General features: G+C 49.6%; 30 protein-coding genes and 1 tRNA gene. 21 read left to right on the top strand and 10 right to left on the bottom strand.

The window, feature by feature from the left end:
• Positions 1-54: 54 nt before the first annotated feature.
• The 4 genes from CF651_RS21950 (at position 55) to CF651_RS21935 (ending at position 4,756) form a co-directional block, all read left to right on the top strand.
• Entirely contained in the window at positions 55-492 is a 438-nt protein-coding gene (locus CF651_RS21950) for a DUF309 domain-containing protein (RefSeq protein WP_245856088.1), read from the top strand.
• 176 nt (positions 493-668) lie between these two features.
• On the top strand, positions 669-2,315 hold the full coding sequence (locus tag CF651_RS21945) for a YncE family protein (RefSeq protein WP_094017020.1): 1,647 nt from the start codon (positions 669-671) through the stop codon (positions 2,313-2,315).
• 29 nt (positions 2,316-2,344) lie between these two features.
• Positions 2,345-3,973, top strand: a complete 1,629-nt coding sequence (locus CF651_RS21940; protein WP_094017019.1) for an RsmB/NOP family class I SAM-dependent RNA methyltransferase — start codon at positions 2,345-2,347, stop codon at positions 3,971-3,973.
• Positions 3,974-4,756 (top strand): pseudouridine synthase, encoded by a 783-nt coding sequence (locus CF651_RS21935; RefSeq protein ID WP_094017018.1) that lies wholly within the window; start codon positions 3,974-3,976, stop codon positions 4,754-4,756.
• A gap of 227 nt (positions 4,757-4,983) precedes the next feature.
• On the opposite strand, the gene CF651_RS21930 is transcribed toward CF651_RS21935, so the two are convergent.
• Entirely contained in the window at positions 4,984-5,076 is a 93-nt protein-coding gene (locus tag CF651_RS21930; protein ID WP_094017017.1) for a sporulation protein YjcZ, read from the bottom strand.
• 251 nt (positions 5,077-5,327) lie between these two features.
• On the opposite strand from CF651_RS21930, the gene CF651_RS21925 reads away from it, so the two are divergent.
• From CF651_RS21925 to queC, 4 genes are all read left to right on the top strand, one after another.
• Positions 5,328-6,446, top strand: a complete 1,119-nt coding sequence (locus CF651_RS21925; RefSeq protein ID WP_094017016.1) for a hypothetical protein — start codon at positions 5,328-5,330, stop codon at positions 6,444-6,446.
• 188 nt (positions 6,447-6,634) lie between these two features.
• A complete protein-coding gene (gene queD / locus CF651_RS21920; protein WP_094017015.1) occupies positions 6,635-7,111 on the top strand; it encodes a 6-carboxytetrahydropterin synthase QueD in 477 nt (158 codons plus the stop codon).
• A 17-nt stretch (positions 7,112-7,128) separates the two neighbouring features.
• Positions 7,129-7,788, top strand: coding sequence for a 7-carboxy-7-deazaguanine synthase QueE (locus tag CF651_RS21915; RefSeq protein ID WP_094017106.1), 660 nt, complete (start codon positions 7,129-7,131; stop codon positions 7,786-7,788).
• Between the two features lie 76 nt (positions 7,789-7,864).
• Complete coding sequence (gene queC, locus CF651_RS21910; protein WP_094017105.1) at positions 7,865-8,590, top strand: 7-cyano-7-deazaguanine synthase QueC; 726 nt, start codon at positions 7,865-7,867, stop codon at positions 8,588-8,590.
• Positions 8,591-8,681: 91 nt separating this feature from the next.
• Here the strand turns inward: queC and CF651_RS21905 are convergent, their stop codons facing one another.
• Positions 8,682-9,077 (bottom strand): helix-turn-helix domain-containing protein, encoded by a 396-nt coding sequence (locus tag CF651_RS21905; RefSeq protein ID WP_094017014.1) that lies wholly within the window; start codon positions 9,075-9,077, stop codon positions 8,682-8,684.
• Between the two features lie 205 nt (positions 9,078-9,282).
• Between CF651_RS21905 and CF651_RS21900 the strand changes: the two genes are divergently transcribed.
• Entirely contained in the window at positions 9,283-9,489 is a 207-nt protein-coding gene (locus CF651_RS21900; RefSeq protein ID WP_094017013.1) for a helix-turn-helix domain-containing protein, read from the top strand.
• Here CF651_RS21900 and rbsK read toward each other — a convergent pair.
• Both rbsK and CF651_RS21890 read right to left on the bottom strand, forming a co-directional pair.
• Complete coding sequence (gene rbsK / locus CF651_RS21895; RefSeq protein ID WP_094017012.1) at positions 9,476-10,399, bottom strand: ribokinase; 924 nt, start codon at positions 10,397-10,399, stop codon at positions 9,476-9,478. The genes CF651_RS21900 and rbsK overlap by 14 nt on opposite strands.
• Before the next feature lie 53 nt (positions 10,400-10,452).
• Positions 10,453-11,598 carry a GGDEF domain-containing protein gene (locus CF651_RS21890; protein ID WP_094017011.1) on the bottom strand — a complete coding sequence of 382 codons (1,146 nt, stop codon included), beginning with the start codon at positions 11,596-11,598 and terminating at the stop codon, positions 10,453-10,455.
• A gap of 206 nt (positions 11,599-11,804) precedes the next feature.
• On the opposite strand from CF651_RS21890, the gene CF651_RS21885 reads away from it, so the two are divergent.
• On the top strand, positions 11,805-12,935 hold the full coding sequence (locus CF651_RS21885; RefSeq protein ID WP_094017010.1) for a glycosyltransferase family 4 protein: 1,131 nt from the start codon (positions 11,805-11,807) through the stop codon (positions 12,933-12,935).
• Between the two features lie 101 nt (positions 12,936-13,036).
• On the opposite strand, the gene CF651_RS21880 is transcribed toward CF651_RS21885, so the two are convergent.
• Positions 13,037-13,975 carry a DMT family transporter gene (locus tag CF651_RS21880; RefSeq protein ID WP_094017009.1) on the bottom strand — a complete coding sequence of 313 codons (939 nt, stop codon included), beginning with the start codon at positions 13,973-13,975 and terminating at the stop codon, positions 13,037-13,039.
• Positions 13,976-14,066: 91 nt separating this feature from the next.
• Here CF651_RS21880 and CF651_RS21875 point away from each other — a divergent pair, with 91 nt between their 5' ends.
• Together CF651_RS21875 and CF651_RS21870 are read left to right on the top strand one after the other, a co-directional pair.
• Positions 14,067-14,360, top strand: coding sequence for a hypothetical protein (locus CF651_RS21875; protein WP_144029087.1), 294 nt, complete (start codon positions 14,067-14,069; stop codon positions 14,358-14,360).
• A 74-nt stretch (positions 14,361-14,434) separates the two neighbouring features.
• Positions 14,435-14,917 (top strand): hypothetical protein, encoded by a 483-nt coding sequence (locus CF651_RS21870; RefSeq protein WP_094017007.1) that lies wholly within the window; start codon positions 14,435-14,437, stop codon positions 14,915-14,917.
• Here CF651_RS21870 and CF651_RS21865 read toward each other — a convergent pair.
• Complete coding sequence (locus CF651_RS21865; RefSeq protein WP_094017006.1) at positions 14,843-15,889, bottom strand: YkvI family membrane protein; 1,047 nt, start codon at positions 15,887-15,889, stop codon at positions 14,843-14,845. The genes CF651_RS21870 and CF651_RS21865 overlap by 75 nt on opposite strands.
• Positions 15,890-16,079: 190 nt before the next feature.
• Between CF651_RS21865 and CF651_RS21860 the strand changes: the two genes are divergently transcribed.
• Positions 16,080-16,697, top strand: coding sequence for a DedA family protein (locus CF651_RS21860; protein WP_094017104.1), 618 nt, complete (start codon positions 16,080-16,082; stop codon positions 16,695-16,697).
• A 65-nt stretch (positions 16,698-16,762) separates the two neighbouring features.
• Here CF651_RS21860 and CF651_RS21855 read toward each other — a convergent pair whose 3' ends face one another.
• Positions 16,763-17,476, bottom strand: a complete 714-nt coding sequence (locus CF651_RS21855) for a DUF4309 domain-containing protein (RefSeq protein WP_094017005.1) — start codon at positions 17,474-17,476, stop codon at positions 16,763-16,765.
• 303 nt (positions 17,477-17,779) lie between these two features.
• Between CF651_RS21855 and CF651_RS21850 the strand changes: the two genes are divergently transcribed.
• The 4 genes from CF651_RS21850 (at position 17,780) to CF651_RS21835 (ending at position 19,876) form a co-directional block, all read left to right on the top strand.
• Positions 17,780-18,352 (top strand): xanthine phosphoribosyltransferase, encoded by a 573-nt coding sequence (locus CF651_RS21850; protein WP_094017004.1) that lies wholly within the window; start codon positions 17,780-17,782, stop codon positions 18,350-18,352.
• A 99-nt stretch (positions 18,353-18,451) separates the two neighbouring features.
• Positions 18,452-18,775, top strand: a complete 324-nt coding sequence (locus CF651_RS21845; RefSeq protein WP_094017003.1) for a hypothetical protein — start codon at positions 18,452-18,454, stop codon at positions 18,773-18,775.
• 118 nt (positions 18,776-18,893) lie between these two features.
• Positions 18,894-19,127, top strand: coding sequence for a hypothetical protein (locus CF651_RS21840; protein ID WP_094017002.1), 234 nt, complete (start codon positions 18,894-18,896; stop codon positions 19,125-19,127).
• Entirely contained in the window at positions 19,124-19,876 is a 753-nt protein-coding gene (locus CF651_RS21835) for an adenosylcobinamide amidohydrolase (RefSeq protein ID WP_094017001.1), read from the top strand. Before CF651_RS21840 ends, CF651_RS21835 begins: the two co-directional genes overlap by 4 nt.
• Positions 19,877-19,941: 65 nt before the next feature.
• Here the strand turns inward: CF651_RS21835 and CF651_RS32460 are convergent, their stop codons facing one another.
• On the bottom strand, positions 19,942-20,079 hold the full coding sequence (locus CF651_RS32460; RefSeq protein WP_179232929.1) for a hypothetical protein: 138 nt from the start codon (positions 20,077-20,079) through the stop codon (positions 19,942-19,944).
• Between the two features lie 153 nt (positions 20,080-20,232).
• On the opposite strand from CF651_RS32460, the gene CF651_RS21830 reads away from it, so the two are divergent.
• A complete protein-coding gene (locus tag CF651_RS21830) occupies positions 20,233-20,454 on the top strand; it encodes a hypothetical protein (protein WP_094017000.1) in 222 nt (73 codons plus the stop codon).
• Positions 20,455-20,501: 47 nt separating this feature from the next.
• Here the strand turns inward: CF651_RS21830 and CF651_RS21825 are convergent, their stop codons facing one another.
• Positions 20,502-20,723, bottom strand: coding sequence for a hypothetical protein (locus CF651_RS21825; protein ID WP_094016999.1), 222 nt, complete (start codon positions 20,721-20,723; stop codon positions 20,502-20,504).
• 445 nt (positions 20,724-21,168) lie between these two features.
• Positions 21,169-21,507, bottom strand: coding sequence for a DUF3862 domain-containing protein (locus CF651_RS21820; protein WP_094016998.1), 339 nt, complete (start codon positions 21,505-21,507; stop codon positions 21,169-21,171).
• Between the two features lie 168 nt (positions 21,508-21,675).
• Between CF651_RS21820 and CF651_RS21815 the strand changes: the two genes are divergently transcribed.
• The 3 genes from CF651_RS21815 (at position 21,676) to argS (ending at position 24,400) form a co-directional block, all read left to right on the top strand.
• Positions 21,676-21,760 (top strand) — tRNA-Leu (locus CF651_RS21815).
• A gap of 89 nt (positions 21,761-21,849) precedes the next feature.
• Complete coding sequence (locus CF651_RS21810; RefSeq protein WP_094016997.1) at positions 21,850-22,335, top strand: GNAT family N-acetyltransferase; 486 nt, start codon at positions 21,850-21,852, stop codon at positions 22,333-22,335.
• A gap of 343 nt (positions 22,336-22,678) precedes the next feature.
• Positions 22,679-24,400: an arginine--tRNA ligase gene (gene argS / locus CF651_RS21805; protein ID WP_094016996.1), complete on the top strand. Its 1,722-nt coding sequence runs from the start codon at positions 22,679-22,681 to the stop codon at positions 24,398-24,400.
• The last annotated feature ends 164 nt before the right edge of the window (positions 24,401-24,564 follow it).

Here is a 24,564-nt window from a genome sequence, read left to right as displayed (position 1 = left end):
TCGAGGGTCCTCGGCTGCCGGCCACGCATAAAGCCCGAATCGAGGTGGTCCGAATTGAGCGAGCAGGATCCAAGTCTATATGATAGGCTTTACGTTGAATTTATTTATTATTTTAACGTAGCGCGCGATTATTTCGAATGCCATGAGGTGATGGAAGAGCTGTGGCTGGAGGAAGGCAGAGCTCCGTTATATCAAGGTCTGCTGCAGGTTGCGGTGGGTCTTTACCATTATCGTAACGGCAACCTGAGCGGAGCGGTGAAGCTGTTTACCGCAGCGATTGACAAGCTGGAGCCTCGTCGGGCGCAGCAAGGCACCGGTATTGATCTGGCGCGGCTCGTGGATGACAGCAAGCGGTATTTGCAGCAGCTGGAGCGGGCAAATGAGGAACCGTTCGCTTTTTATGATTTGGATATATTGATCGTCGATCCGCAGCTCGAGAAGCAGGTAGATGACCTTATCGGGCATCCTCCAATGGCTGGCGAAGAGCACTAGCATAAGGATTAGGCATAGGCATAGGCAGGGGATACAGCTCCTCTGCTTTTTTGTGCTGCAGCAGCTCTTTTAAAGAATGGAAACCTGATTTTCCGAATATTCACAAGGTGCAAGGAGGGATTTTCGAATGAGGCATGGAATAATTCAATTAGCCTACAAGACTGCGGGGAATTGTTATGGGAAAATGGAATTACCGGTCTGTAAACCCTTACATTTGGTTGATTTCGGGGATCATGCTGCTGAGCGGATTGTTCTTCATTATATATACAACCGTACTGCCGACATCTCAGCGACCGCCGCGCCAAGTGGACGCAGCCAATGCAGTGGAAGTGAGCGCTAAAGTGCTTCATGCGGCGGAAAGCTACCGCGTTCTGGAGCAATTTCAAGCTCGTAACCCCATGCTGCCCCAGCATTCATTCGGAGCACTGCAGCTAGCCCGATCGAAGGCCGCGAAGGGGATACAGGCTTTAGTGAAAAAAGCGCATATTCTTGACACTTATGTCACGCCGGACGGGGCTCAGGCCGTATATTTCGTACAAAGAAATGAAATGCAGAGCCCACATGCCTGGACCCAAATCGACGTACTGACTATGGCACCGGAAACACAGCAAATCGATCAGGAGCCGATCGGATACATTTATGGGGAAGATACGGAGGCCGTAGCCCAATCCACCTTGCTGTGCGGATTTATTTCCAAGGATGAATTCCTGTATACGACGGTTGCCAATGCGGACCAGGAATGGGTCTATGTCGTGAACAAGTTTAATATGACACAGAAAACCGTCACTCCGGTATTGGAGCTGTTCCGCTATGAGCCCTTGACCGCAGTCACGGGCGGCTCACAGCCAAAGGCGCCCGTTCTGTACAAAGCCGTTCTGACACCTGACAAGAAGCATCTGCTGATCCGCGACAGCATGAATGGGATTACCAGTTACACGCTGGAGACAGGGACGAAGAAGGGGATCATTCCCGGTTCTAACGAGCGCCGCTCCGGGGAGCAGTTCGAGGTTGTCGGGGAAAGCGGCATTGCCTTGTATAATGCCAACCGGTTTCAGAGCGATATTTGGTGGATTGATACCCAGACCGGCAGCGCGAAGCAGCCATTTTCATCCGAGCAAGGGCTGATTGAGGTGGGGATGGATGCAAACGGCAAAGTGATGTATTATAATTTTACATATGACCGTAATCCCGCCAACCTGCTTATAGGGCCGGATCAAAGCTTATTACTATCCTACGGGGTGCAGGTGCTGGATACCGGGGGCCATCCGTTGAAAAGATTCAGCTTGCCGAAGGATTCCAAGGAACGGCTGGAATTCGGCGGCTACAGCGAGACGAAAAAGGCGGTTTTGCTGCATAAATACACTCTTGCAACGAACAAGGAGGGTCGTACGTACAAAAAGACGTCCGGGTGGCTTTTCGGTGATATGAACACAGGAGCCATGACCGCGCTGAACCGTCTGGATGTACCCGACAGCTGGGATAAGTCCGATGTTGTGGTCGGAAAAGCAACGTTGGAGCCGTACTCGCAGGCTGCTGAAGAGCAGGTATTCGCTAACTATCTCGACAATTCTTACTACATGTGCCGTTGGAAAACAAAGCAAATGATTCAGCGGCAGGATGAGGATGTTATTATATATGCGGATGAACCGAGTAAGCGGGTATTCGTCAGTTCCTTTACCCGTCCGGACCTGGTAGTTGCAGCTTTTAATTACAAAAAATACAATTGGGACAATAAGGCCTTCAGCTGGTTGAACGGACATTGGATGTCACGGCATCAAATCCAGCCGGAAGGCGACAAGGTTTATTTGTTCCAAATTAACTAGTGCAGATCGTGCGGAAAGTTGGATCACAGATGACAGGCAGCCATTTGCCTAAAGCTTTTACGGATAAATTGGAGCGCCTGCTTGGCGACGAATATGAAGCGTTCCTTGCTTCTTATCATCATTCACGGTTATATGGACTCCGGATCAATACGCTGAAATGCAGCGTTGATTCTTTTCTAGCAATGTCCTCAATGGAGCTTGAGCCTATTGCTTGGGCGCCTACCGGATTTTATTACCGGGAGGAAGCACGGCCAGGCAAACACCCCTATTACCATGCAGGGCTGTATTATATTCAGGAGCCAAGTGCGATGGCACCCGCGGAGCTGTTGGACGTTCGTCCCGGTGAGCGGGTGCTCGATTTATGCGCGGCACCGGGCGGCAAATCAACACAAATCGCTGCAAAGCTTCAGGGGCAGGGACTGCTGGTAACGAACGACATTCATTCGGATCGGGTGAAGGCACTGGTCAAAAATATCGAGCTGTGCGGTGTGCGTAACGCCGTGGTGCTCAATGAACAGCCTGAGAAGCTGCAGCACGCCTGCCGCGGCTATTTCGATAAAATTTTAATTGATGCTCCGTGCTCAGGAGAAGGCATGTTCCGTAAGGAAGAGGATATGGCGAAAGCGTGGCAGCCGGATTGGGTCGTGCGGTATGCCGGAATGCAGCGGGAGCTGCTGCGGCAAGCGGCCGTTATGCTGAAGCCGGGTGGTCGCATCGTGTATTCCACCTGCACCTTCTCGCCGGAGGAAAATGAAGAGATGATCGCTGAATTCCTGACGGACCATCCGCAATTTCATGTTTTGCCTGTTGCTATGCGGTACGGATTTCGTCCGGGGCGTCCGGATTGGGTAGAAGGATCCGAGCGGCTTCAGGAAAATGAAGCGAAGCACGGCGAGAGTCTGGACGCGGACGCGGCATCCTGGCACCAAGCGGTAAGGGAGGCGGCGGAGGAAGTCAAGGGCACCGCACGCCTGTGGCCGCATCATGTGCCGGGAGAAGGCCATTATGTCGCTGTGCTGGTTTACAGTGGCAGTGACCCGGTGCAAGCCGGCGAAGCGGGTGCGGTTGGATCAGCGATGCAGGCCGATGAGGCTGCTCTTTCAGTAAAAGCTGAGCCGGAGCGTGAGCGTGAGCTTGAGAAGATCAACAGGAAGCAGCCGAAGCTGAAAAAGCAGCGCGGAGGCAGCTCCAAGCAGGCTGCGGAGAAGCAGCCGACCTTGGATTTGCAGCCCTTTTACGATTTCATGCGTGAAATGGTTCCGGAGCTTCACATCCCGCATCTAACCCTTCACGGGGAGCATATTTACGCCTCACCGGAAGGACTGCCGGACTTCTCGGGCATTCGGGTGATTCGTCCGGGCTGGTATCTCGGCAGTGTGAGGAAGCAGCGCTTCGAGCCTTCCCATGCTCTGGCTATGGGACTTAAGCTTGAGGAAGCTGCAAGATCGGTTTCGCTGTCGCTGGCTGAACCGGCTGCGCTGCGCTATTTGAAGGGGGAAACCCTGGAGGTCCCGGTGGAACAGGTGCGCTGCGCGAGTGAGGATATGAAGCCCAAAGGCTATGGTCTCGTAGCCATTGACGGCTTTCCTGTGGGATGGGGCAAATGGATGGACGGCATATTGAAGAATGAATACCCTGCTGGATGGAGGTGGACCTAAATGAAAGCAACGCTGCGTTTGGACAAGCTGCTGTCCCATACCGGGTTCGGCTCCAGAAGTGAGATCAAGCTGCTTGTCAAAAAAGGTCTGGTCATGGTGAACGACCGGTTGGTTAAGGATAGCGGGGTTCAGGTCAACCCCGGGCGGGATCGCATTACGGTAGATGGAGAGGCTGTCCAATACCGCGAGTTTATTTATTTGATGCTGAATAAGCCTCAGGGGGTCATCTCGGCGACGGAGGACACGCGTGACCGGACCGTCATTGATTTACTGGATGCTTCCCATGCGCATTTCGAGCCGTTTCCCGTTGGAAGGCTGGATAAGGATACGGAAGGGCTCTTATTGCTCACGAATGATGGGAAGCTGGCACATAATCTGCTCTCTCCCCGGAAGCATGTACCCAAAACGTATTTTGCCGAGGTTGAGGGCGCCGTTACCGAGGAGGATGCTGAAGCTTTTGCGCGGGGAGTTGCCTTGGATGACGGGTATGTAACCATGCCTGCCCGGCTTAACATTCTTGCAACCGGGAATCCCCATACGGGGCAGGTTTCCAAGATCGAGTTAACGATCATGGAAGGGAAGTTTCATCAAGTAAAACGTATGTTTCAAGCCGTAGGGAAGCGGGTTGTATTTCTGAAACGGATTTCCATGGGGACGCTTCTCCTGGATGAGCACTTGTCACCCGGCGAGTACCGTGAACTGTCGGAAACAGAGCTGCTTCAGCTGCAGCAGGCCAATGCCGGTGGAACGGACATCCATACACCAAACGGCATCAGGGAGTGAAGAAAAGGAAGCTTTGCGTCCTTAAAATAAGAAGACCGGAGTCCACTGGACCCCGGTCTTCTGTCATGCAAGGGAATGTTTAAGTTTGTATACTTGGATCCATTCTGGAATGGATCCAAGCTTTTCAACTTATGGCTTCGCATTTCACTTGACTAAAATAGCTAACGTTCCAAGGGGGCGAAGCCTTTGTAGCTACATCTTTATCTCATCCTTCACGGATGGCAGGCTTACAGCCAGCCCGCGCGAGTCACGATAACCAAAAGGATGAACAGTACCAAGATAACACCTGTGCTAGTGTACAAACCTCCAACTGCAGACATGCTGATTCCTCCCATATTCTAATAGTTTACCGATGAAGCAAGAGGTAAGCGTTCGGATTAGTGTTACGCTTCGGCAGGAACCCAATGCTTAATTTTGTTTCTTCTCATCGGTCTACTCTTATTGTATGAGGAAACCGGCTGTGCGTATGGACTCCTATCCCTGCGCATATATTTTGGGCTAATTAGGACACGCTAGTAAAGGTGGTTTTTAAAGGTACACCAGCCATGAAGGAACCAATGGAGGCGAGACAATGACGGAGGTTGTAATTAGACCGGATTTGAAAACGGCAGGCGGCGAAGTAAACGATATTTTGTGGAACAATCGGTTTATCGGCACCATGACTTTGGTTTACCGTGAGACGGACCGCATTTCCGGGGCCATCCAATTGGAGCAAACGACCTTACCCCCGAATGCGAAACAGCGTGTAACCAGCGAACTGCAGCTGTACGTTCAATCGCTGATTGATGCTATGAGCATCGAAACATGCGATGTTCTTGTAACCTACAGTGAGTACGATCATATTATAGCTACGGATACGTGGGATGCCTCCTATGAGGATGTAGAGGAGGATTACGACTACGATTATGACGGGTCGGACAGCGATCGCCTTGAAGACGAGAAGCCCGCGGAGTACGGCGAATATAGGATGATACACCTTGAGGGGGAGCCGATTGAGACAGATGACGTGCTTCTTAGCGAAGAGGACGCGCCATTCTCCGGAGTCGGCCGAGCGAACCGCCATGAGCTTGTCATCGTAGCAGAAACACGCAATACCGTCGAGTATCATATTTATGACGAAATGATGGAGCTGCTAGCCGAGGCGGAGCTGTATATCGAGGATCGGGAGGTAAGCGGCACGGTCACCTGGCTGCTGGAACCGGACGAGGAAGAGCTGGAAGAGGTGGCTGACCTGCTGGTCAGTGATTTCGATAAGGATGAGATTGATGCCTTCGTCATTCATATGGAGTGGGATCATGAGATTATCGAGACGATTGAGCTCACGCATGGCGATCTTTTAGATGAAGATGATGCATTATTGTTTGAGGAAGACGAGGGTCAACCATTTATCCGTGACGACTATACGGTAGTTCTGGCAAGGGATGACGGAGAGATGCTTACGTATGAAATTTATCAGTCTTCTTATGGGGGACTTCCCATCGGAACGGCTACAGTCGATATTAGCGAACGTCAAATTACCGGATTCATTGATTTTCGCGAGCCGGGAAATTCGGATGACCGTGAATATATAGCAACCCTTTTAATGGAAGAACTGGATAAGGAAAAAGAGTACGAGTCGTTTAACGTCACAATGCTATTCCGGAATCAGCCCTTTGAGGAGTTGTTTTTCGAGTCGGACACGATTCATTAATTAAGAGCTTCCATCAGGCTCCCTTCGCTTATCTCTATGTCGGCTGCAATATAGCTGGCAATAAGAATAGCGAAAGGGAGCGTTTTGCATTTTTTTCTACTCTCCCCATTGGTGCTTCTTATTGTAGGTGTGAGAGGTGCGTGCTATAATTAGGGTTGGTTTTTTTGTGGGGAAAGGATGAAACAACGATGGAATACGAAATCCCTGTCAAAGTGCAGCGGCTTGGAGTGGAAATTCAAGAAGAGCAGCTCAAATATCACGATAAAGAAGTTCTTGTCTCCAAGGAATTTACATTTGATAGCGCTCATCACCTTCATTGCTATGACGGCAAATGCAAAAGCTTGCACGGGCATACGTATAAATTGCAGGTTTTCATGAGAGGAAAGGTCGATCATCGTGGTATCACGATTGATTTTGCAGATATCAAAAGAATCGCCAAGGAGCGGATTCTCGATCGGCTGGATCACCGGTATTTGAATGATGCGCTGCCTCTGATGAATACGACTGCGGAGAATATGGTAGTTTGGATGTATGAACAGCTCAGCAGCGCCCTGAAAGAGGAGGGGCTGACGCCCCGTGTTCGCTTGGAGGAAGTTCGCCTATGGGAGACACCTACAAGCTTCGCAGCTGTGACGGCATCCATGATGGGGGATGACTCCAATTGAATACGGTAAAGCTGCCTATGGTCGAAATTTTCGAAACCGTTGAGGGAGAAGGGACACGAGCCGGTTTTCCTACGGTGTTCGTCCGCTTGTTCGGCTGTAATCTTCGCTGCACCTGGTGCGATACGAAATATAGCTATCCGCCGGAAGAGGCGGAATTTGTTATGACCATGGGTGAGATTGTTGAGCAAGTGAAGGGCTTCCGCTCGACGCATGTTTGTTTAACGGGCGGTGAACCGCTGTTATACGGAGACAAATCCGCTGCGCTGATTGAAGCTCTCCTGGGTATCGACAGATTGACGGACATTCATGTCGAAACGAATGGCGCCATTGATCTGACCCTGTTCCTGGAGCGAATTCATTCGCCGAAGGTGCGTTACGTGATGGATTACAAGCTTCCGGATTCGGGAGAGTCGGACAAGATGCTGCTCAGTAATTTCGGTAAGCTTCGGGGACAGGATGAGCTGAAGTTTGTCATTGGCAGTCTCGAGGACTTTCACGAAGCCAGAAGGCTGCTGGAGCAGGTACCGACAAAGGCGCTGCCTTTATTTAGCCCGGTTTGGGAAACGATGCCTCCGGCCCGTCTTGTCGAGCTCATGCTTGAGCACGGTCTCTCTCAGGTGAAGCTGAATATGCAGCTGCATAAAATCATTTGGAACCCTGCGGCACGCGGGGTGTAAGTAGCAAGCAACGTCGGGAGGAGGAAGCGACCCCGGCGTTTTGACATATCTATTTGAAAAAAAGGTGGAGCAAGACATGACTACGAACCAGGGGAAGAAAGCAGTTATTATTTTAAGCGGAGGCTTGGACAGCACCACCTGTATGGGGATCGCCCAGGCCGAGGGCTATGAGCTGTATCCGATTACTTTCGACTACGGCCAAAGACATAAAATCGAGCTGGAGAATGCACGCCAGGTTGCAGCGCATTATGGAGTAGCGGACCGGCATAAAGTAATTCAGCTCGGATTTCTAAAAGAATTCGGCGGCAGTGCGTTGACCGATGAATCGCTGGAAGTGCCCGATATGACAAAACCGAAACCGGAACAAGCTTCGTCAGCCGACGGGGCCCAGGAATCGGAGGTGCCGATTACTTATGTGCCCGGAAGAAATTTGCTGTTCTTATCCATCGCGACGTCCTATGCTGAGGTGACGGAGGCTGAGGTCATTTATATTGGTGTCAACGCGTTGGACTACAGCGGCTACCCAGATTGCCGGCCGGAGTTTATCCGCAAGGTCGAAGAGGTGATGGCTCTTGCAACACGCGTAGGCGTGGAAGGCGGGCCGATCCGGATTGCAACTCCATTAAGCGAATGGACCAAAGCGGAAATTATCCGCGAGGGCATGAAGCTGAATGTTCCGTATCACTTGACAACCTCGTGCTATAACGGCCAGGAGGAAGCGTGCGGTGTGTGCGACAGCTGCCGTTTGCGTCTGAAGGGATTTGCCGAAGCCGGCAGCCAAGACCCGATTGCTTACAAATAAGGCGAAAGCCCGCTTTCCTCAAATAGAGGAGGCGGGCTTTTTTTGGTTTTCCTAGACTTTGTCTATCAGGAGGACAAACGCATGCCATCTGTTACTCCGATTCGTGCTTTTGCTTCCAGAACAAGGCGGTCAACATGCGTTCAATCCATTCCTTGTCCTGCTCTGTCAGCTCCATGCCATCGAATATGAAATCATTCTCCCTAAGAAATCTGCGCAGATTAATAGGGGCTTTCGTATAAGCATAGCTGCCTGGCCGTGCGTCGGAGTCTGACGGTTTTTCCATGTAACCGGCAAGCTGCATCAAATCCGGATAAGGCGTGTTGAGTCCTTCGGATAATTTCATAAGTACGTCAGGCGAAGGAACACCCCGATTGCCGTTCTCCAGCTGTGAGATGTAGGCTGCGGATACCCCGGAACGGTCGGCTAATTCGCGTATGGTGAAGCCCTTCAGCTTGCGCATATCCCGCAATTGATCGTAGAAATTCATAATTTCACACCCGCATTGTCCAAAAAGTAAACTAAAGTTAACAAACTTATCATAACAGTAAACAATTGTAAATTCAATGCCGAGGGTTAGAGAGGTAAGATGAGTTTGCGGGTTAATGATGTATACAATAGTGAAAATAATATATTACTATAGTGAACAATATGGTATAATGGTAATTAACGGAAAATGAAAGGGGATCTCAACAATGAAAATAAGGACGAAGTCTGCAGCATTTACTAAAGCAAGAATCATAAAGGGGTTATCCCAGAGGGAGCTAGCCGTTCGATCCGGCCTCAGTTCATCTTATATCAGTTTACTGGAGCGTTCCGTAAAAAGCGTTGGTCCCGCAACCGCCAAGAAACTAAGCGACCTGCTGGACCAACCGGTGGATGCTTTATTTAAGATTGAGTAAGGCTGCTGCGGATCACTTCTTCGTAGGTCGGCATGCCTTCCTGTGCACCGAATTTGGTTACGGAGAGTGATGCGGCTCGAATGGCAAAAGTGACGGCGTCATTCAAAGTACCCCCTGCAGCGAGGCTGTAGGCCAAAGCGGCATTAAAGCAGTCGCCCGCGCCTGTCGTGTCAACCACTTGAACGGAAGGCGCAGCGGCGGTTCGCAGTTCTCCGTTATGAATGTAGGAGCTGCCTTTCTCCCCGCGGGTGATAATCAGGGTTTGGCGGTATTTGTTCTCCCAAGCCTTCATGCCTTCCAGCAGTTCTTCCTCCGAAGGGTAAGACTTTCCGCTCAGGGCTTCAAATTCCGTTTCGTTCGGCGTAAGAATATCGACAAGGCTTAACAATTCATCGGTTAAGGGCTTGGCCGGGGCGGGATTAAGAACGGTTTTCACCCCGTGGGACCGGGCAGTGCGCAGCGCCTCAAGCACGGTTGCCATAGGAATTTCCAACTGCACCAGCATAATGTCGGCATGTTGAATGACCTCACGGTTGGAGGTTACTGAAGCTTCGGTTGTTTTCCCATTAGCTCCAGGCACAATAACGATACAATTGTCCTGAGCGGTGTGCAGAATCGTAGCTGTGCCCGTAGGGATACCCTCCAGCTGGACGATCCGTTCTGTAACAATCCCGTAATTCGTCAGCTGTGACAGGATTTGCTGGCCGAACGCGTCTTGACCGACAGAGCCGATCATCGTGACTTCCGCGCCGAGTCTTGCGCAGCCGACAGCCTGGTTGGCTCCTTTTCCGCCCGGGATGTAGTGGATGTTGGATCCTTCGATCGTTTCTCCGATACGCGGCATCCGATCGGCAGTAACGACCAGATCCATATTCAAGCTTCCGATGACGACCATTTTGGGTTGGTTCATAAGGTTAAATCCTCATTTCGCTATGTGATGTTATGTATGAACATTTGAATGCTTTACCCGTAGGCGACGACTTTGTTTTTGCCGCTTGTTTTGGCTTTATACATCGCTTCATCCGCCTGTTTAATCAGCTCTTCCGCGGATATATTTTTCCGGAAATAGCTGTACCCCATACTGACTGTGACGATGGTCTCCGCCTCCACACGCGCTCGAATGCGTTCAGCAAGCTCGCTTGCATCCACTTCCGTATCCGTTACAAGCACAACCATCTCTTCTCCGCCGTAACGGCCGCAGATACCGATATGCTCCGCTTCCTCCTTCACAATTTGAGCCACCTGCTTCAAGACAAGGTCGCCCATATGATGCCCTTTCGTGTCGTTTAACTTCTTGAAGTTATCGATGTCACTGAAGATAACGGTTACGGCAATTTTCTGCGCTACATGCTGGTTTACACGATTATAAAAGTATTTACGGTTGTACAGCTTGGTCAATCCGTCCGTAATGGAGGAGTTGTAAATGGCTTGCATGATCTCGATGACCCGCTCGAAGATAAACAAAAAGAGTACGACATGGAAGGCTATAGGAATGAGCTGCTCAAACTTTCTCAGGATAGCCTGCTGGTTATTAAACAAATACAAGTTGGTCATATGGATCATATGGGAACAGAAGTAAAAGGTCAGCATCAGCTGATACTTGCCATTTTGCCCAATGCGGGGATTCAAAAGCAAGAAGCTGACGAAAATCAGCAGGAACAGATATAATTCCATTCCGAGAGGCTGCATCAGCTGAATCTGCTCTGCGCTGCCTTGGATCCAGTCCGGCATATACCAATAAGTCAGGGATACGAATGCGGTCATAACGATGACCAGTATAACTACGATGGTGTCTTTTAGCTTGGTGGCATTGTATAACTGGTATACCCCGATATTTACAAAAATAAAGGAAATGACCTTTAACAGGAGTGCGATAAAATTGGCTATAGAGCCCTCCGTTTGGGTGAGCTGAAATTGAATGAGCTGGAAGTACTGCACGATCAAAATCAGCAAAGAAATCATAATGGAGAAGTATCCAATCTTTCGTCTGCTTATGAGCAGCCGGAAGGAGGTGACCAGCGTCAAAAATATAATCGTCAGGATCACCGTGTAAGAAATGACGGCCCCTAAGGTGCCTAGCCATAAATCAGACCAGTTCAAAACATTCATCAATAGTTATTGCCTCCATCGTTAGCTAAAAGATATGTACATTATAGCAAACACACATTCGTTTTGGGGAGAAAAATGTCAGTTTATGTCCTATTTTTCTTTTGCGGGATACCCTTGTGGTCGCTTCGCAATACTGTTACCATGTAGATATGAGTGGTTGTAGCCTGGTGCATTTTATAATCACGCAAGACATACGGAGGGCTATCATGAATATTTTACAAGCTTTGTTTTTTCCCCCGGAGCAGCCGGGAGGCGTTTCTTCCATGGTCCCCTTTATGTTGGATCGGTTTAATAAGCGGGGCTGGGAGATGGAATTGTTCTCTTTACCCAAGCGAGTGCGCAGCAAGGGAATTGAACCTGTGCAATTTACGACCTTTGAGTGGGAAGCCTATGCCGGCCACCCTGTCGTTGATAAATACATACAGACCTACAAGGACTACGTCTGGTGGACCAAGATGCGTTTGACCAAAACGTACGATTTGATCCATGCGCATCATCCGATTGCCGCGTTAGTCATGAAGCAGCTGTTTCCCGATACCCCGGTACTGATGACGGTTCACTCCAGCTATGAGCGGGAGCTGATCTTGAACGGTAAAATTCAGGAGAATGGACCGGAGCATGCCTTTTTAACGTCCATTTACCGCGAGCTGGAGGAAAGGGTAGACCAGCTGTTGACGGTTTCCAATTCGTTCCGCCAATATTTATCCGACTATGTACAGGAACCGGAAAAAATCGGTGTCATCCCGAACGGATTTGATGAGAAGCGTTTCCGTCCGGTCCCTCATGAGAACAAAATCCCGCAGCTGATTACGGTATGCCGGCTCGTTCCGGCCAAGGGGCTGGATACGCTCTTGATGGCCTGCGCTGAGCTGAAAAAGCGGGGACATAATTTCGTGCTGCATCTCATCGGGGACGGTCCCATCCGTACCGAGCTGGAACAAATGGCGATTGAGCTGAACATATATGAGGAAATTATATTTTACGGTTACATGCTGCATCCGGAAGATTTTATGCCGTTCTTCGACGTATTTGTTCTGCCGTCCCGGGCGGAGGCATTCGGCTCGGTGTTTGCGGAAGCGGCTTTATGTGGACTGGCTCTGATCGGTACAGACGTTGGAGGGATTCCGGAGCAAATATCCCATGGACATAACGGGCTGCTCGTCCCGCCCGAGGATGTGCCTGCACTGACCTCTGCGCTGGAAAAGGTGATCAGCGACCGGATTTATCGGTATAATCTCGGCCGGGTGGCATGGGATAAGGCTCAAAAGTCCTATTCCATGTCCAGAGTCGTGCAGCAGCTGAAGGGTGTGTACCGTACGTACCGCAAGGAGCAGTAGCCTGCCATTTATCCATCCTACCTTAACCCAAAAAACGACGGCTCCGCGCTATGCGCTTACCGTCGTTTTTTATTGCGCTGCGGCTGCCGAACTCCCGTCAGCTAACCGGCTAATCGAAGGATCAATACACCGATAAAGGCACATGTCAAACCGCACGCTTCCATACGGCTGAACCGTTCCTTCAGAACGAAACGGGCGTAGAACAAAACAAAGACGACATTCATCGCAATGACGACGGATACAAGCCCGGTTACGCCCAGCTTGAAGGCTGGCATGACCAGCATCATCCCGCTGATATTGGTCAGTCCCACAACCATGCCCCATAGCAGCGTTCGCATGAAGTTCCAGGGCACGGGAATCGTCTCAGGAGCAACAAAGCCTGGCGAATCCGCAGCTCCATGAATAGCTGCATTGTCCGCAGAGGCGGCGACAAGCCGGCGTGCCGCTGCCTGCTTGCGCTCGCCTATATACCATGCGAGGCCGAACAGCAGCGTGCCTGTAACGTACATAAGAACAAGCGTAGGGAGGGTTTCCGCACCCAGCCGGGTAGCTTGCTTCGAGGATAAGTCCGTAATCCCGAAGCCGAGCATTGCAAGCGCCCCCCAGCCAGCGCCCTTAAGGTTTCTCCAGGAGATGTCGCTGGAATAACGGATCAGAAGGATCCCTGATATGATGACAAGAAAAGAAAGGGACTGCCATATATTCAGCTTTTCACCCCATAAAAGGTAGGCGAGTATGACGACAACAACCGGCGGAAGGCCGGTGAACATCGCGACAAGCGATGCCTTGCCGACGGCAAAGCCCCGGTACATCGAAGCGTTGGACATGAAAGAGAATACGCCCATGCCCACTCCGATCCATGCCCCGGTGGACCAGGCTTGCCCCACGAACCCGTTGACCGCCAGGGCAACGATCGTCCCGCACAAATAAACGCCCAGCAGCAGTAAATTACGATTAATGGGCCGCTGGGATGTCCATTGATACAAAATACCTCTCAGGCCGAAGCATACGGCCGAGGCAGCTGCGAAAATAAACCACATGATTGTTTGCTCCCTTGCATTTTCACAAAATACATTGCTTTTTTTAGTGTATATAAATACTATAGTATATAGTATAACGAACGGGGGCGCAATGATGGATCGGGAGCAAAAAACAGACCGCGAAATCACCTTCAAGGTAGGCTGGAAGCGTGGGAAAATCAAGCTGAATCAGAACAAGCTCCCAGTTCAGGAGCCCAGTGTAGAGCAGGAGAAGAGCCTCTCCCAACCGGTAATTATGTTATTCAAGCAATGGAATGAACGATGGATATGGAGACGGGCCGGGCATGGGTCTGACAGATTGCTGAAGCCGGTGCTCTTCGTCTTCCCGGCTGCGGCGTTTCTTTTATCTCTCTGGTTAATCTACCAGCTATCCTCTCAGCCGTAAGACTAGAGTCTGCAACGAATATGCTAGAAAGAGATCCTGCATAGGGCAGAGATCTCCTCAGTGGGGGTACCAATATGAAGTTAACATTAGCTGTGCTGGCCGGCGTCGTCGGCCTGATTGTAACCGCATCGGCGGTCATGCTTATCTGGTTTGTCATGCAGCAGAAGCAGAAGATGCAGAATAAGCCGGAGGAACTACAGGCAAACAACCATCCGGAGGAGGGTCATGGAGCGGAGGAGCAGATGCAGGGCAGCTCGCCGTTGCAGTCCATCGCACCTCTGCTGCTGCAATGGACTTTTTTCGATTATGCACTGATCGGCGTGTTTGCTGTAGGAAGCTTGTTCCTGTTTACGGATGTTATCGCAGTCATTCGGGATGCTGCAAGCTATCCATTATACCACTACGGTTATTTGCTTTGCGGCTTTGTCTTTACGCTGCTGTCCATGCTGTTTATGATTTTGCGCTTCGCTACGGTACTAAGCCTAGTTCGTTCTGGCAGGGCGTTCTCTGCGGCAGATAAGCATAGTCATCCAGGCGAGACTAATCAGGCCGAATAAAGGATACAGCGTGGAGAGCAGTGCCTTGAATCCGAGCTGGCTGACACCATAGCTTAAGAGCAGAATCATGATTAATATCCAGTGTCGCGGGAGCCGGGTTCTTTGTCCGATTTGCAGAGAAAGACCATAGACATCGGCAATAAAAGTCGTGAAAATTTCCCCGTAAATGACACAGATGAAAAGCAGCTGGACGATCGGGCCTACCTTTTGAATAAGACGGGCCATAGGGATGTCAAATTGTGAAATGCCTGGCATTTGGGCCGATAAAGCGAAGTGGCCGCCGAGAAGCATAATCCCGATGATGGCCCCGCCCAGGATGCCGCCCCAGATTAGAATAGAACGGTCTTTGACCTGCGCACCCAGAGGGACGAGCACCCCCTGGGCCATTGTCAGGTTGAAGGCGGTATACAGCAATGGAGCGAACCAAATACGTTCCAGGGCGTAGTCCGATGTTAAGCGCAGCCAATTGCCTGCCCCAGGCAGATCGCTGGAATGCCATACGACGATGGTACTAAAGCAGAGCATAAGTGGGACGACAATCGAATTAACGACGACGATTGCCTGCATGCCTTGATGAAGCACCCAATAGGAGAGCATTAGGGTTATAGCTAATCCCAGCTGATAAGGCAGATGAAACTGCTCCTCGAAGACGGAGCCGGCTCCTGCCAGCATGACGGTCGTAACGCCGAATAAAGTGACGAGTGTGAACAAGCTGATCCATTCTCCGATTCTGGGGCCGAATAATACTTTGTTCAAATCCTCGTAGGACTCCGCCTGTACTTCATTGGCCAGCAGCATCAGCTTGATGCCAAGCCATACGAAGAGCAGACTGGCCAACCCGATCGTCAACGTCGCCATCCATCCGTAACGGGTAAAAAACTGCAATATTTCTTGGCCGGTCGCAAATCCTGCTCCTACGACGGTGCCGACATAAGTGAAGCAGACCTGCATAATTAAACTCAGCTTTCTCATCAATCAGGGGCCACCTTTCGTAAGGCTTGTTCCACCCATATAGTACAAGGTATGAACAAGTCGGCACTCCCATGACTCGAACTTGGGAAAACCTATCGTTTCTGTTAGAATAGGTAGGGTAGGATTAGCCCCTGTGTGATTTAAACATATATTTTGCACTTCATTTTATAAGCTGGAGCGTGTCTGTGTGCTGGATGATATTTTGTTGCTGATTGAACATTACGGATATATCGCCCTGTTTGGCTTACTTGCTGTAGGGATTGTCGGACTTCCTGTTCCCGATGAGATATTAATGACGACAGTCGGATCGTTAACCTTGCATGGGGGACCGTTTTCCTTTTACAAATCATTGATCGTCAGCTATTTAGGTACGATGACAGGAATGCTTGTTAGTTATTTTTTGGGAAGGAAAGTAGGCAAGCCCTTTCTTTATAAGTACGGCAAGTGGGTGAAGCTGACACCGCAGCGTCTTGAGGTCGCCGAAGGCTGGTTTAAAAAATACGGTCTATGGGCTGTCGCGTTCGGCTATTATGTGCCGGGGGTACGGCATTTTACATGCTATCTTGCCGGAGTTAGCGGGGTTGTACTATGGAGGTACCTGTTGTATGCAGGAACGGGTGCGATTATCTGGTGCACGACCTTCTTGACACTTGGTCACCTGATTGGTGTGAATGCTCCCAAAATCATGTACGTCGTCCATCATTATATGGGGATTAGTGCAGCGGTCCTGGCAGCCTTACTGCTTGTTGCAGGCCTCATTTATTGGAAATACCGCAAACGGGCGGCAGCCCGGCAGCAGCAGTCCTGAACTTATTGAAAAAAGCCTGGCTAGGATCCAATCGAATCCTGTCCAGGCTTTTATTGCGTAACGCATTATTCGGCGAAAAGCTTAATGGAGTTAACTTTATCCGATTTGGGGTCGATATCGAGCTTCAGGATCCCCCCGGTGGATTTGTACGTCATGACATAGCTTGTGTTGGAATCCGGTTTCCCCAGAGCTTTGAATACTTCGCTGGTGGACTGACCCAGTCTCAAGCCGTTCAATCCCGGGTTAATGTCGCTGCTGCGGATATCGATAAACTGCAGCTGATTCTGAGTGTTATAGCCAATCAAGAAATCGACATAGTCATAAACCGTGATGGGATCCGAATCATCATCCATTTGAAACTGATCCTTCGGTTTACCATATTTGGAGGTTGCCAGTTGAGGTGATGATTTCAAGGTTAGTCCCAGCAAAGTGGGTTTGGCCTCATTAAAAGGGTCTTGAATATCGATTTTGGGCTTGGTAGCAGCCGGTTTCGGATTCTCGTTGGGCTCGTTCGTCTTGGCTGAGCTCTCGTTGCTTGCAAGCGAGACTTTATCATTCGGATTGGCAATGACAGGTTTTTGGTCGGAAGCTGCGGCATCCACAGTAGGTTCCTTGGGCGGAGCTTCGGGCGGCGTTACGGTTGTTTTCGACGGAGAAGTCGCCACTTCGCCTCCGGTTGGATTATTCATGGCTTCGGGTGTATGTTTACATCCTGTAATCAGCATAATGAGGATGAAAGGAACGGACCAAAAAGCGAGGCTGTACGGTTTGCGAATCATCCAAATCTTCCTTTCATGTAGTGTTAATTATAACCTTATTAATCATACTCTGCCGAAATTGAATCATCAAAGAGCAAATTCGTCCAAAAGCAGCACAATTTTCATGAAAATGAACGTTAGTTATTTTCATAGTGCTCTTTTCGCTGTCCTGATCGTTGTTTCTTGCATTCTACTATAAATAACGTATTTCATCAGGAAAAAGTTGCACTCCTTTTTGAAAAGATTATGAACTTAGGACTTGAAACGCAGATTCCCCATGTGATAAGTTAACGGAAAAGGTTTTCGGATGGAGGGTTTCAGGAAATGGAATTGTTAAAACAAAAAATACGCGAAGTCGGAGTTATTATTTCTGACGATATTATTAAATTGGATGCGATACTGAATCATGCGGTGGACCCGGTGCTGACGACGGCTATGGGGAAAGAGTTTGCCCGTCTGTACCGCGAAGAGAATGTGACCAAGGTTATGACGATCGAATCGTCAGGCATTCCCATCGCATTTGCTACGGCGCAAGAATTGAACGTGCCTATGGTGTTTGCCCGCCGGAAGAAGACACTCAATACGGAGCACACGGAAATGTACTCGGAGCGGGTGCCTTCTTTTACGAAGGGCTTTGTTACGGATATTATGGTTTCACGGGAATGTCTCGCTGAACAGGATCGCATTCTGCTCATCGATGATTTCATTGCGAACGGCGATGCGGCGCGAGGGCTGATTCGCATTATTCGCCGCTCCGGTGCAGAGCTGGTAGGGGTAGGGATTGCCGTGGAGAAGTCGTTTCAGGCAGGCGGACGGACGATTCGGGAGTCGGGCATTCGTGTAGAGTCGTTAGCCAAAATTTCTTCATTAAAAGGCGGCATTATCGAGTTCGAATAACGGCACGGAAACCTTGAAACATTTTCAAAGGGAGAAAAGCTTTTCTCGAATCTGTTTTTCCTTTATAATGGAACCATGCAAAACAGAGGAGGCATTGCTATGGGGAATGAGATTCCGGCCGATTTTTTCAAGACCAAGTTGAACGAAGCTAAAATTCATTTTGAACGTGCCCTCGATTGTAAGCATACAGAGTTTGACGACCTGTATCCCTATATGATTGAACATCCTCAATTTTTCTGGTACAAAAGATATGTGGCGTGGTCCGAGCTGTTGACTATCGTCAAGCTTTGTGAGGAACTTGAGATGGAGTGGCAGCCGCAATTTTCCGCGGCACAGGTAGAATATATACAAAAGCGGGTTATGTCGAGCAAGGTTCTGGACTATTGGTTTGAAACGAATGATTCCAAGGAGCATGTTAGCTAACAATTGACTCGTACCGCACTTATATGTACATGCTTACACAGTCCTGTTCAGCAGGACTTGAGTAAAGAAACTATTCCTTCTTAAAGGGGGAATAGTTTTTTTGTAGGGAGGAAAGCAGATGATAAGCGAAGAACAGCTGGATCAATACCGGATCGAGGGTACCGTGCTTCGAGTGGTAAGGGATGCTGATATAAAGAATGATGTTAAAGGGATTGTCGTAGCCTGGGATGATACGTCTGTCATGATCCGCAAGCAGAACCGGAGGATCGTCAAGCTCGATAGGGGCTATTATTACCAGCCTTTTACTGAGGAGCGACATGACGTTATGTCGGGAATCGATGGGGCTCGATGAGTGCTTTTCCTTTATGGGAAGGCGTTGTCCAGACGCCGATTGACGGCGTGTCTTTCCGGCTTGTCGATCTGGAGCGGAACAGCTATTATGTAATCGAAAGCAAGCAGCCGCTGCGTACATTGAATTCTTCCATGTGGGGAGAAGGGCTAGGATGGCATCAGGCTCTCTTGAATCGTCAAGTGGACAATACCTATCTGTGTGACGATCCGCTAACAGAAATGCACTCTTTTATGGCGGAGCAGGGGATCGCAATACAAGAAACGGCTGCCCTGCTTACTGCAGCGAGAGTTCAAGATTGCGGTTACAGCGAGCGAGTGACGGATGCAGGCTTTCGCGTTTGCACCTGGGCAACGGTTGGCCTTAGCAACAAAGCAAGGGCAGGGTATAAGCAGCCGCGTCATCAGCTATATCCCGGAACGATTAATATTATCGTACTAATTGATGGAGAATTAACGGATGCAGCGATGGTGAATGCGGTCATTACTACAACCGAAGCTAAGACGGCCGCATTGCAGGATTGCTGCATACGGCTTGACACTGAGGACATTCCCGCAACAGGAACGACGACAGATGCGGTCATAATCGCGGCCACACAGAGAGGGCCAGTCTCGCGCTATGCGGGAACCTCAACCGAGGTAGGGTATGGTATCGGCCGTACGGTCTATGAGTCGGTTATGGCTTCAACCGCAGCCTATAAACGCTGGATAAAGCAAAAAACAGCAGCGATGAATCCTATCGCAAAGGAATAAAGCCGGATTTCCGACCAGGAAATTCCGGCTTGCTTTTTGTGTCAAAGGATTGACCTTATCATCATTTACTCGGATTCGCAGCTGCGCTTGTTTTTGGGTTTAGGTTGTAGAACGCTATCGGCCAGCTTGTCTCCAAACTGATCAAGGCGGGATGGACTGCTTGCAGGTCCGTCATTGCGCGGTTTATTGTTTCTGCCTGTCATGTTGATCACCTCCAGAACTTAGCGTCTCAATTTGAAGGCTGGAGTATGCCTGTTTTCCGATGCCGCTTCTTGCTAAGAGTATCCTGCGTAACAACAGGAAACAATGAGTGTGAGAAAGCCGTTAATCCATTACCGGACAAAGGAGGCCTTTCGATGATGCAGAGGCAAGAAGACGGACATTGGGTAGCATTGGATAATTATTTCTATCTTCGGGTATGTGTGGATGAACATGGCGCTTGCAGTGGTGAAGTCGTGCGGAGAGATCCGGATGCGGAAGGGCTTGCGACGCATATTTTTGATGTGCCGCCTCAACGCAATGCAAATGATTTGAAGGATTGGGCTGCGCGGGCGTTGGAAGCATACCGCGAAGGGTAGAGGGGGAGAAAGGCTGTTTCCAGGATGGAATAACGCACACATGCAGATTAAGGTTTGAAAGCACCGATGATATATAGCAGTCCCAACGTCGCTAACATCCCGATCATAATAAAAATCAGTCCGCTTATAAATAAGAAAGCGCCTGGAATCAAAAAGCTGATCACAAGCGTCACTCCGATAATCCAGAGCACGACCTGAAAAGTCAATTTAATAAATCCCCAAAGCAGCAGCGCAGCTACAATTCCCATAGCTAATTGAAGCAATACCATGAACGCGCCTCCCAGAGTGTATACTGACAAGTCAAATGACCTTAATACTACAGATCGGTCTTGTCTTATGTATATGTGCTCGGCTCCAAATGATGATATAGTTTAGTTGGAAGCATGCATAAGGGTCAGCACAGGGTCATAAATATAAACTCTAAGAACGCTAAGGGATCGCATGAGAGGAGTCGGTCATGATGCAGGAAGGCTCAGCCTTAAAGGGGACCTTGTACGGAATTTTGATTGCGCTTCCAATTTGGGGTTTTGTTGCTTGGCTTCTTTGTAAATGGTTATAGTTTCACTCCAAGTAAAAAGGACCCCAATGGGATCCTTATCTCACCACAAACGAATTTATAAGCTTCCGAGGTCATCGGATGTGAAAATTATATTTGGCGATAAACCAGCCATAGAACGCGGTCGCTGATCTTGATAGGCCTCGGTAGAGGTATTCTCATAGGCCCGATTCTGATTTGGAAATGAGCTTATTGTTGCGGAAGGTCAGCTTCGCATTTGCGTTCTCTTTTCCTTCGGCAGGAAATTGGTAAGTTACGGAATAATCCGGATTTCCTTTGGTTCCGGATTCGGAGATGATTTTGCCTTCACCGCCAATAATTTTAACCGCATCCTCATAAGTGGACTTATCATCGATTTGATCATACTCTGCTTTGGTAATTGTTGCTGCCTGAGGAGGCGTGGCCGGTTTATTGCCGCCATTGCTGCTTGTATTGCAGCCTGCCAATAGTACAGTGATTGCAGTGACAATAGCAAGAATGAATCCAAGTTTACGCATAAGATCCTCCTTTATGTTTTTTGTGTTATATTGCACAGCCTATAATAAACTATACGTAAAAAAAGTTCAAATTGTTGCCGTCATCGGGCGGAAAAATGTTGACAGGCACGAGGTTGGAATGATAATATACATCTTGTCCCCTTTTTTAAGTAAGGGAGACAACCATAAGCGGTCATGGCGGAATTGGCAGACGCGCACGGTTCAGGTCCGTGTGGGCTAACCCCCCGTGGAGGTTCGAGTCCTCTTGACCGCATTCTTGCTTTAGATGATATAAACCACTTGATATCTCAGATACCAGGTGGTTTTTTCATTTGTAACATACCGGTGAGGAAGGGATCGAACATGAACATCCGACAAGCAAAAAGAGAAGACCTGAGTGCCATTGTGGACATCTATAACGATGCGGTTCTTCATACGGTCGCTACATTCGATACCGTTCCCCGTACCCTGGCTCAGCAGGAGGCATGGTTTGAAGCACATGGTGCCATGTATCCGGTGGTTGTGGCGGAGCAGGAGGGGCAGGTTGTCGGCTGGGCTTCATTGAATCCTTATTCGGATAGGCTGGCCTATGAGCGAACAGCGGAGCTTTCCCTCTACATCCATAACGAATATCGCGGGCAAGGGCTCGGACAACGTTTGACAGCCGCTGTGCTGGAGGCCGGGAGGCTTGCCGGACTGCACACCGTTCTATCCAGAATTGCCGAGGGGAATGACAGCAGCGTATATATACATGAAAAATTCGGCTTCACTCATGTAGGAGTCATGAAAGAAGTAGGATATAAGTTCGGGCGTCTGCTGGACGTGCTTATCATGCAGAAAATACTCTGAGTAAACAAATAATGCATCTCTGGTTCCATTGTGGATCGATAATTTAAACGGGCGCCGCTCGAATAGCCTGCGATGATGTCCAATTGGCCGTCTCTGGCCTCCAAGCGTTTTCTTCTATCTGCCACAGCATCATGGATGCGGGCTTCATTTCCCTAAACGGTCCATGGGATTCCAGCCTTGACTCCATTTTTGATGACCGATATAATGTTACTTAATGCAAATGATGGCAACCTCGATTGAAGTCTGGCAGCACCCCGTTCGGGGTGCTTTATTGGTGTTCAAGAATATAGATGGATTGAATCAGAAATGGACTGATTGGTAGAAATGAAAGGGGATAAATAGAATGAATTATAAAAGCATACTTGCCTCGCAGCTGGCATCCCAGCTGGAGGGGGTTACGGAGGAAGCTATTGCGGAATTGATCGAATACCCGCCGAACCCGCAAATGGGCGATTTGTCGATGCCTTGTTTTAAGCTGAGCAAGCAGCTGCGCAAGGCGCCGCAAGCGATCGCGGAGGAGCTAAAGCAGCAGTGGAGCGGACATCCGGCGATACAACGGGTGGAAGCGGTATCCGGCTATTTTAACGTGTACTTGAATCCGACGCATTTCGCAGCAAGTGTCATTGGTGAGGTGCTGGAGCGCAAAGAACGGTACGGCTCGCAAAATATCGGTCAAGGCCGCAATATCGTACTTGACTTTTCTTCACCGAATATTGCCAAAGCGTTCCATATTGGCCATTTGCGGACAACGATGATCGGAAACGCAATCTATAAAATATATGAGTTCCTTGGTTATAAATCTGTCGGGGTCAACCATCTTGGCGATTGGGGAACCCAATTCGGTAAACTGATTGTAGCCTACAAGCTGTGGGGCAACAAGGAAACCGTGGAAGCAGAAGGAATCGATGAGCTGCAGCGATTGTATGTGCAGTTCCACGATGAAGCCGATAACAAGCCGGAGCTTGAGGATGAAGCACGCGCCTGGTTCGTGAAGCTGGAGCAGGGGGATGAGGAAGCGACCCGTCTGTGGAAATGGTTCGTGGAAATCAGTTTGAAGGAGTTCCAGAAAATTTACGATCTGCTCGGCGTACACTTCGATTCCTACGCAGGAGAAAGCTTTTATAACGATAAGATGGCTGCGGTCGTTGACGAGCTGAAGCAAAAAAATCTGCTGGAAGAAGACGAAGGCGCGCTGCTGGTCCGCCTGGACGACTACAACATGCCTCCGGCGCTGATGATCAAGAAGGACGGAGGTACGCTGTACCATACCCGTGACGTAACGGCTGCGATCTACCGGAAGAATACGTATGATTTTGACAAGTGCATCTATGTGACGGATGCAGGACAAAGCTTGCACTTTAAGCAATGGTTCAAGGTCATCGAGCTGATGGGCTATACTTGGGCGGATCAATTGCAGCATGTGCCGTTCGGCAAAGTCAGCCTGGAAGGGGCCAAGCTGTCCACGCGTAAAGGCAACGTTGTTCGATTAGAGGAGCTGTTGACGCAATCGATCGCCAAAATTCACGACATCATCGCGGAGAAAAATCCGAATCTTGAAAATAAGGATGAGGTGGCCCGTCAAGTCGGCGTTGGTGCCATTATATTCAATGATTTGAGCAACAACCGGATCAAAGACATCGTGTTCTCCTGGGAGGATGCGTTGAACTTCGAGGGCGAGACGGGACCTTATGTCCAATACGCACATGCCCGTGCCTGCAGCTTACTCCGCAGAGCGAATGGAGGCAGCGACTCCATCGAATTCGGGGGGACGCTGGAGCAATTGGATTTGAGCCAGTTGGAGGATGCACCGACACAGGGGCTGCTCAAGCAGTTGTACCTGTTTAAGGAGCGGGTGGAGCAGTCCATGCACAAGCTGGAGCCTTCGATTATCAGCCGCCATCTGGTGGATATGGCCCAAAGCTTCAACTACTTCTACCACGAATGCCCGATTCTGGTGGACGACCAAGCGATTCGTCAAGCAAGACTTGCATTGGTAAAATGCTTCCAGATCACGTTGAAAAACGGACTGGCGCTGATCGGCCTCGAAGCACCTGAGAAAATGTAACATGGCGTACAGCGCCCGGCAAGCCGCTCCGAAAGGAATGGTTGCCGGGCGCTTTTTTTTGCTGCAGATGGACGCTTGCATTCGCGAGGGGCTGCTGATTTCAAGCAACAAGCCATTCGGAGGAGGTGTCGTTGCTCCTTGTTGAGAATCAATTGAGAATCCGG

Source organism: Paenibacillus rigui (genome assembly GCF_002234615.1).
In the GTDB taxonomy this organism is placed as follows: domain Bacteria; phylum Bacillota; class Bacilli; order Paenibacillales; family NBRC-103111; genus Paenibacillus_S; species Paenibacillus_S rigui.
The sequence above is the reverse complement of the archived record's forward strand: the minus strand, read 5'-3'. Positions and strand labels throughout refer to the sequence as shown.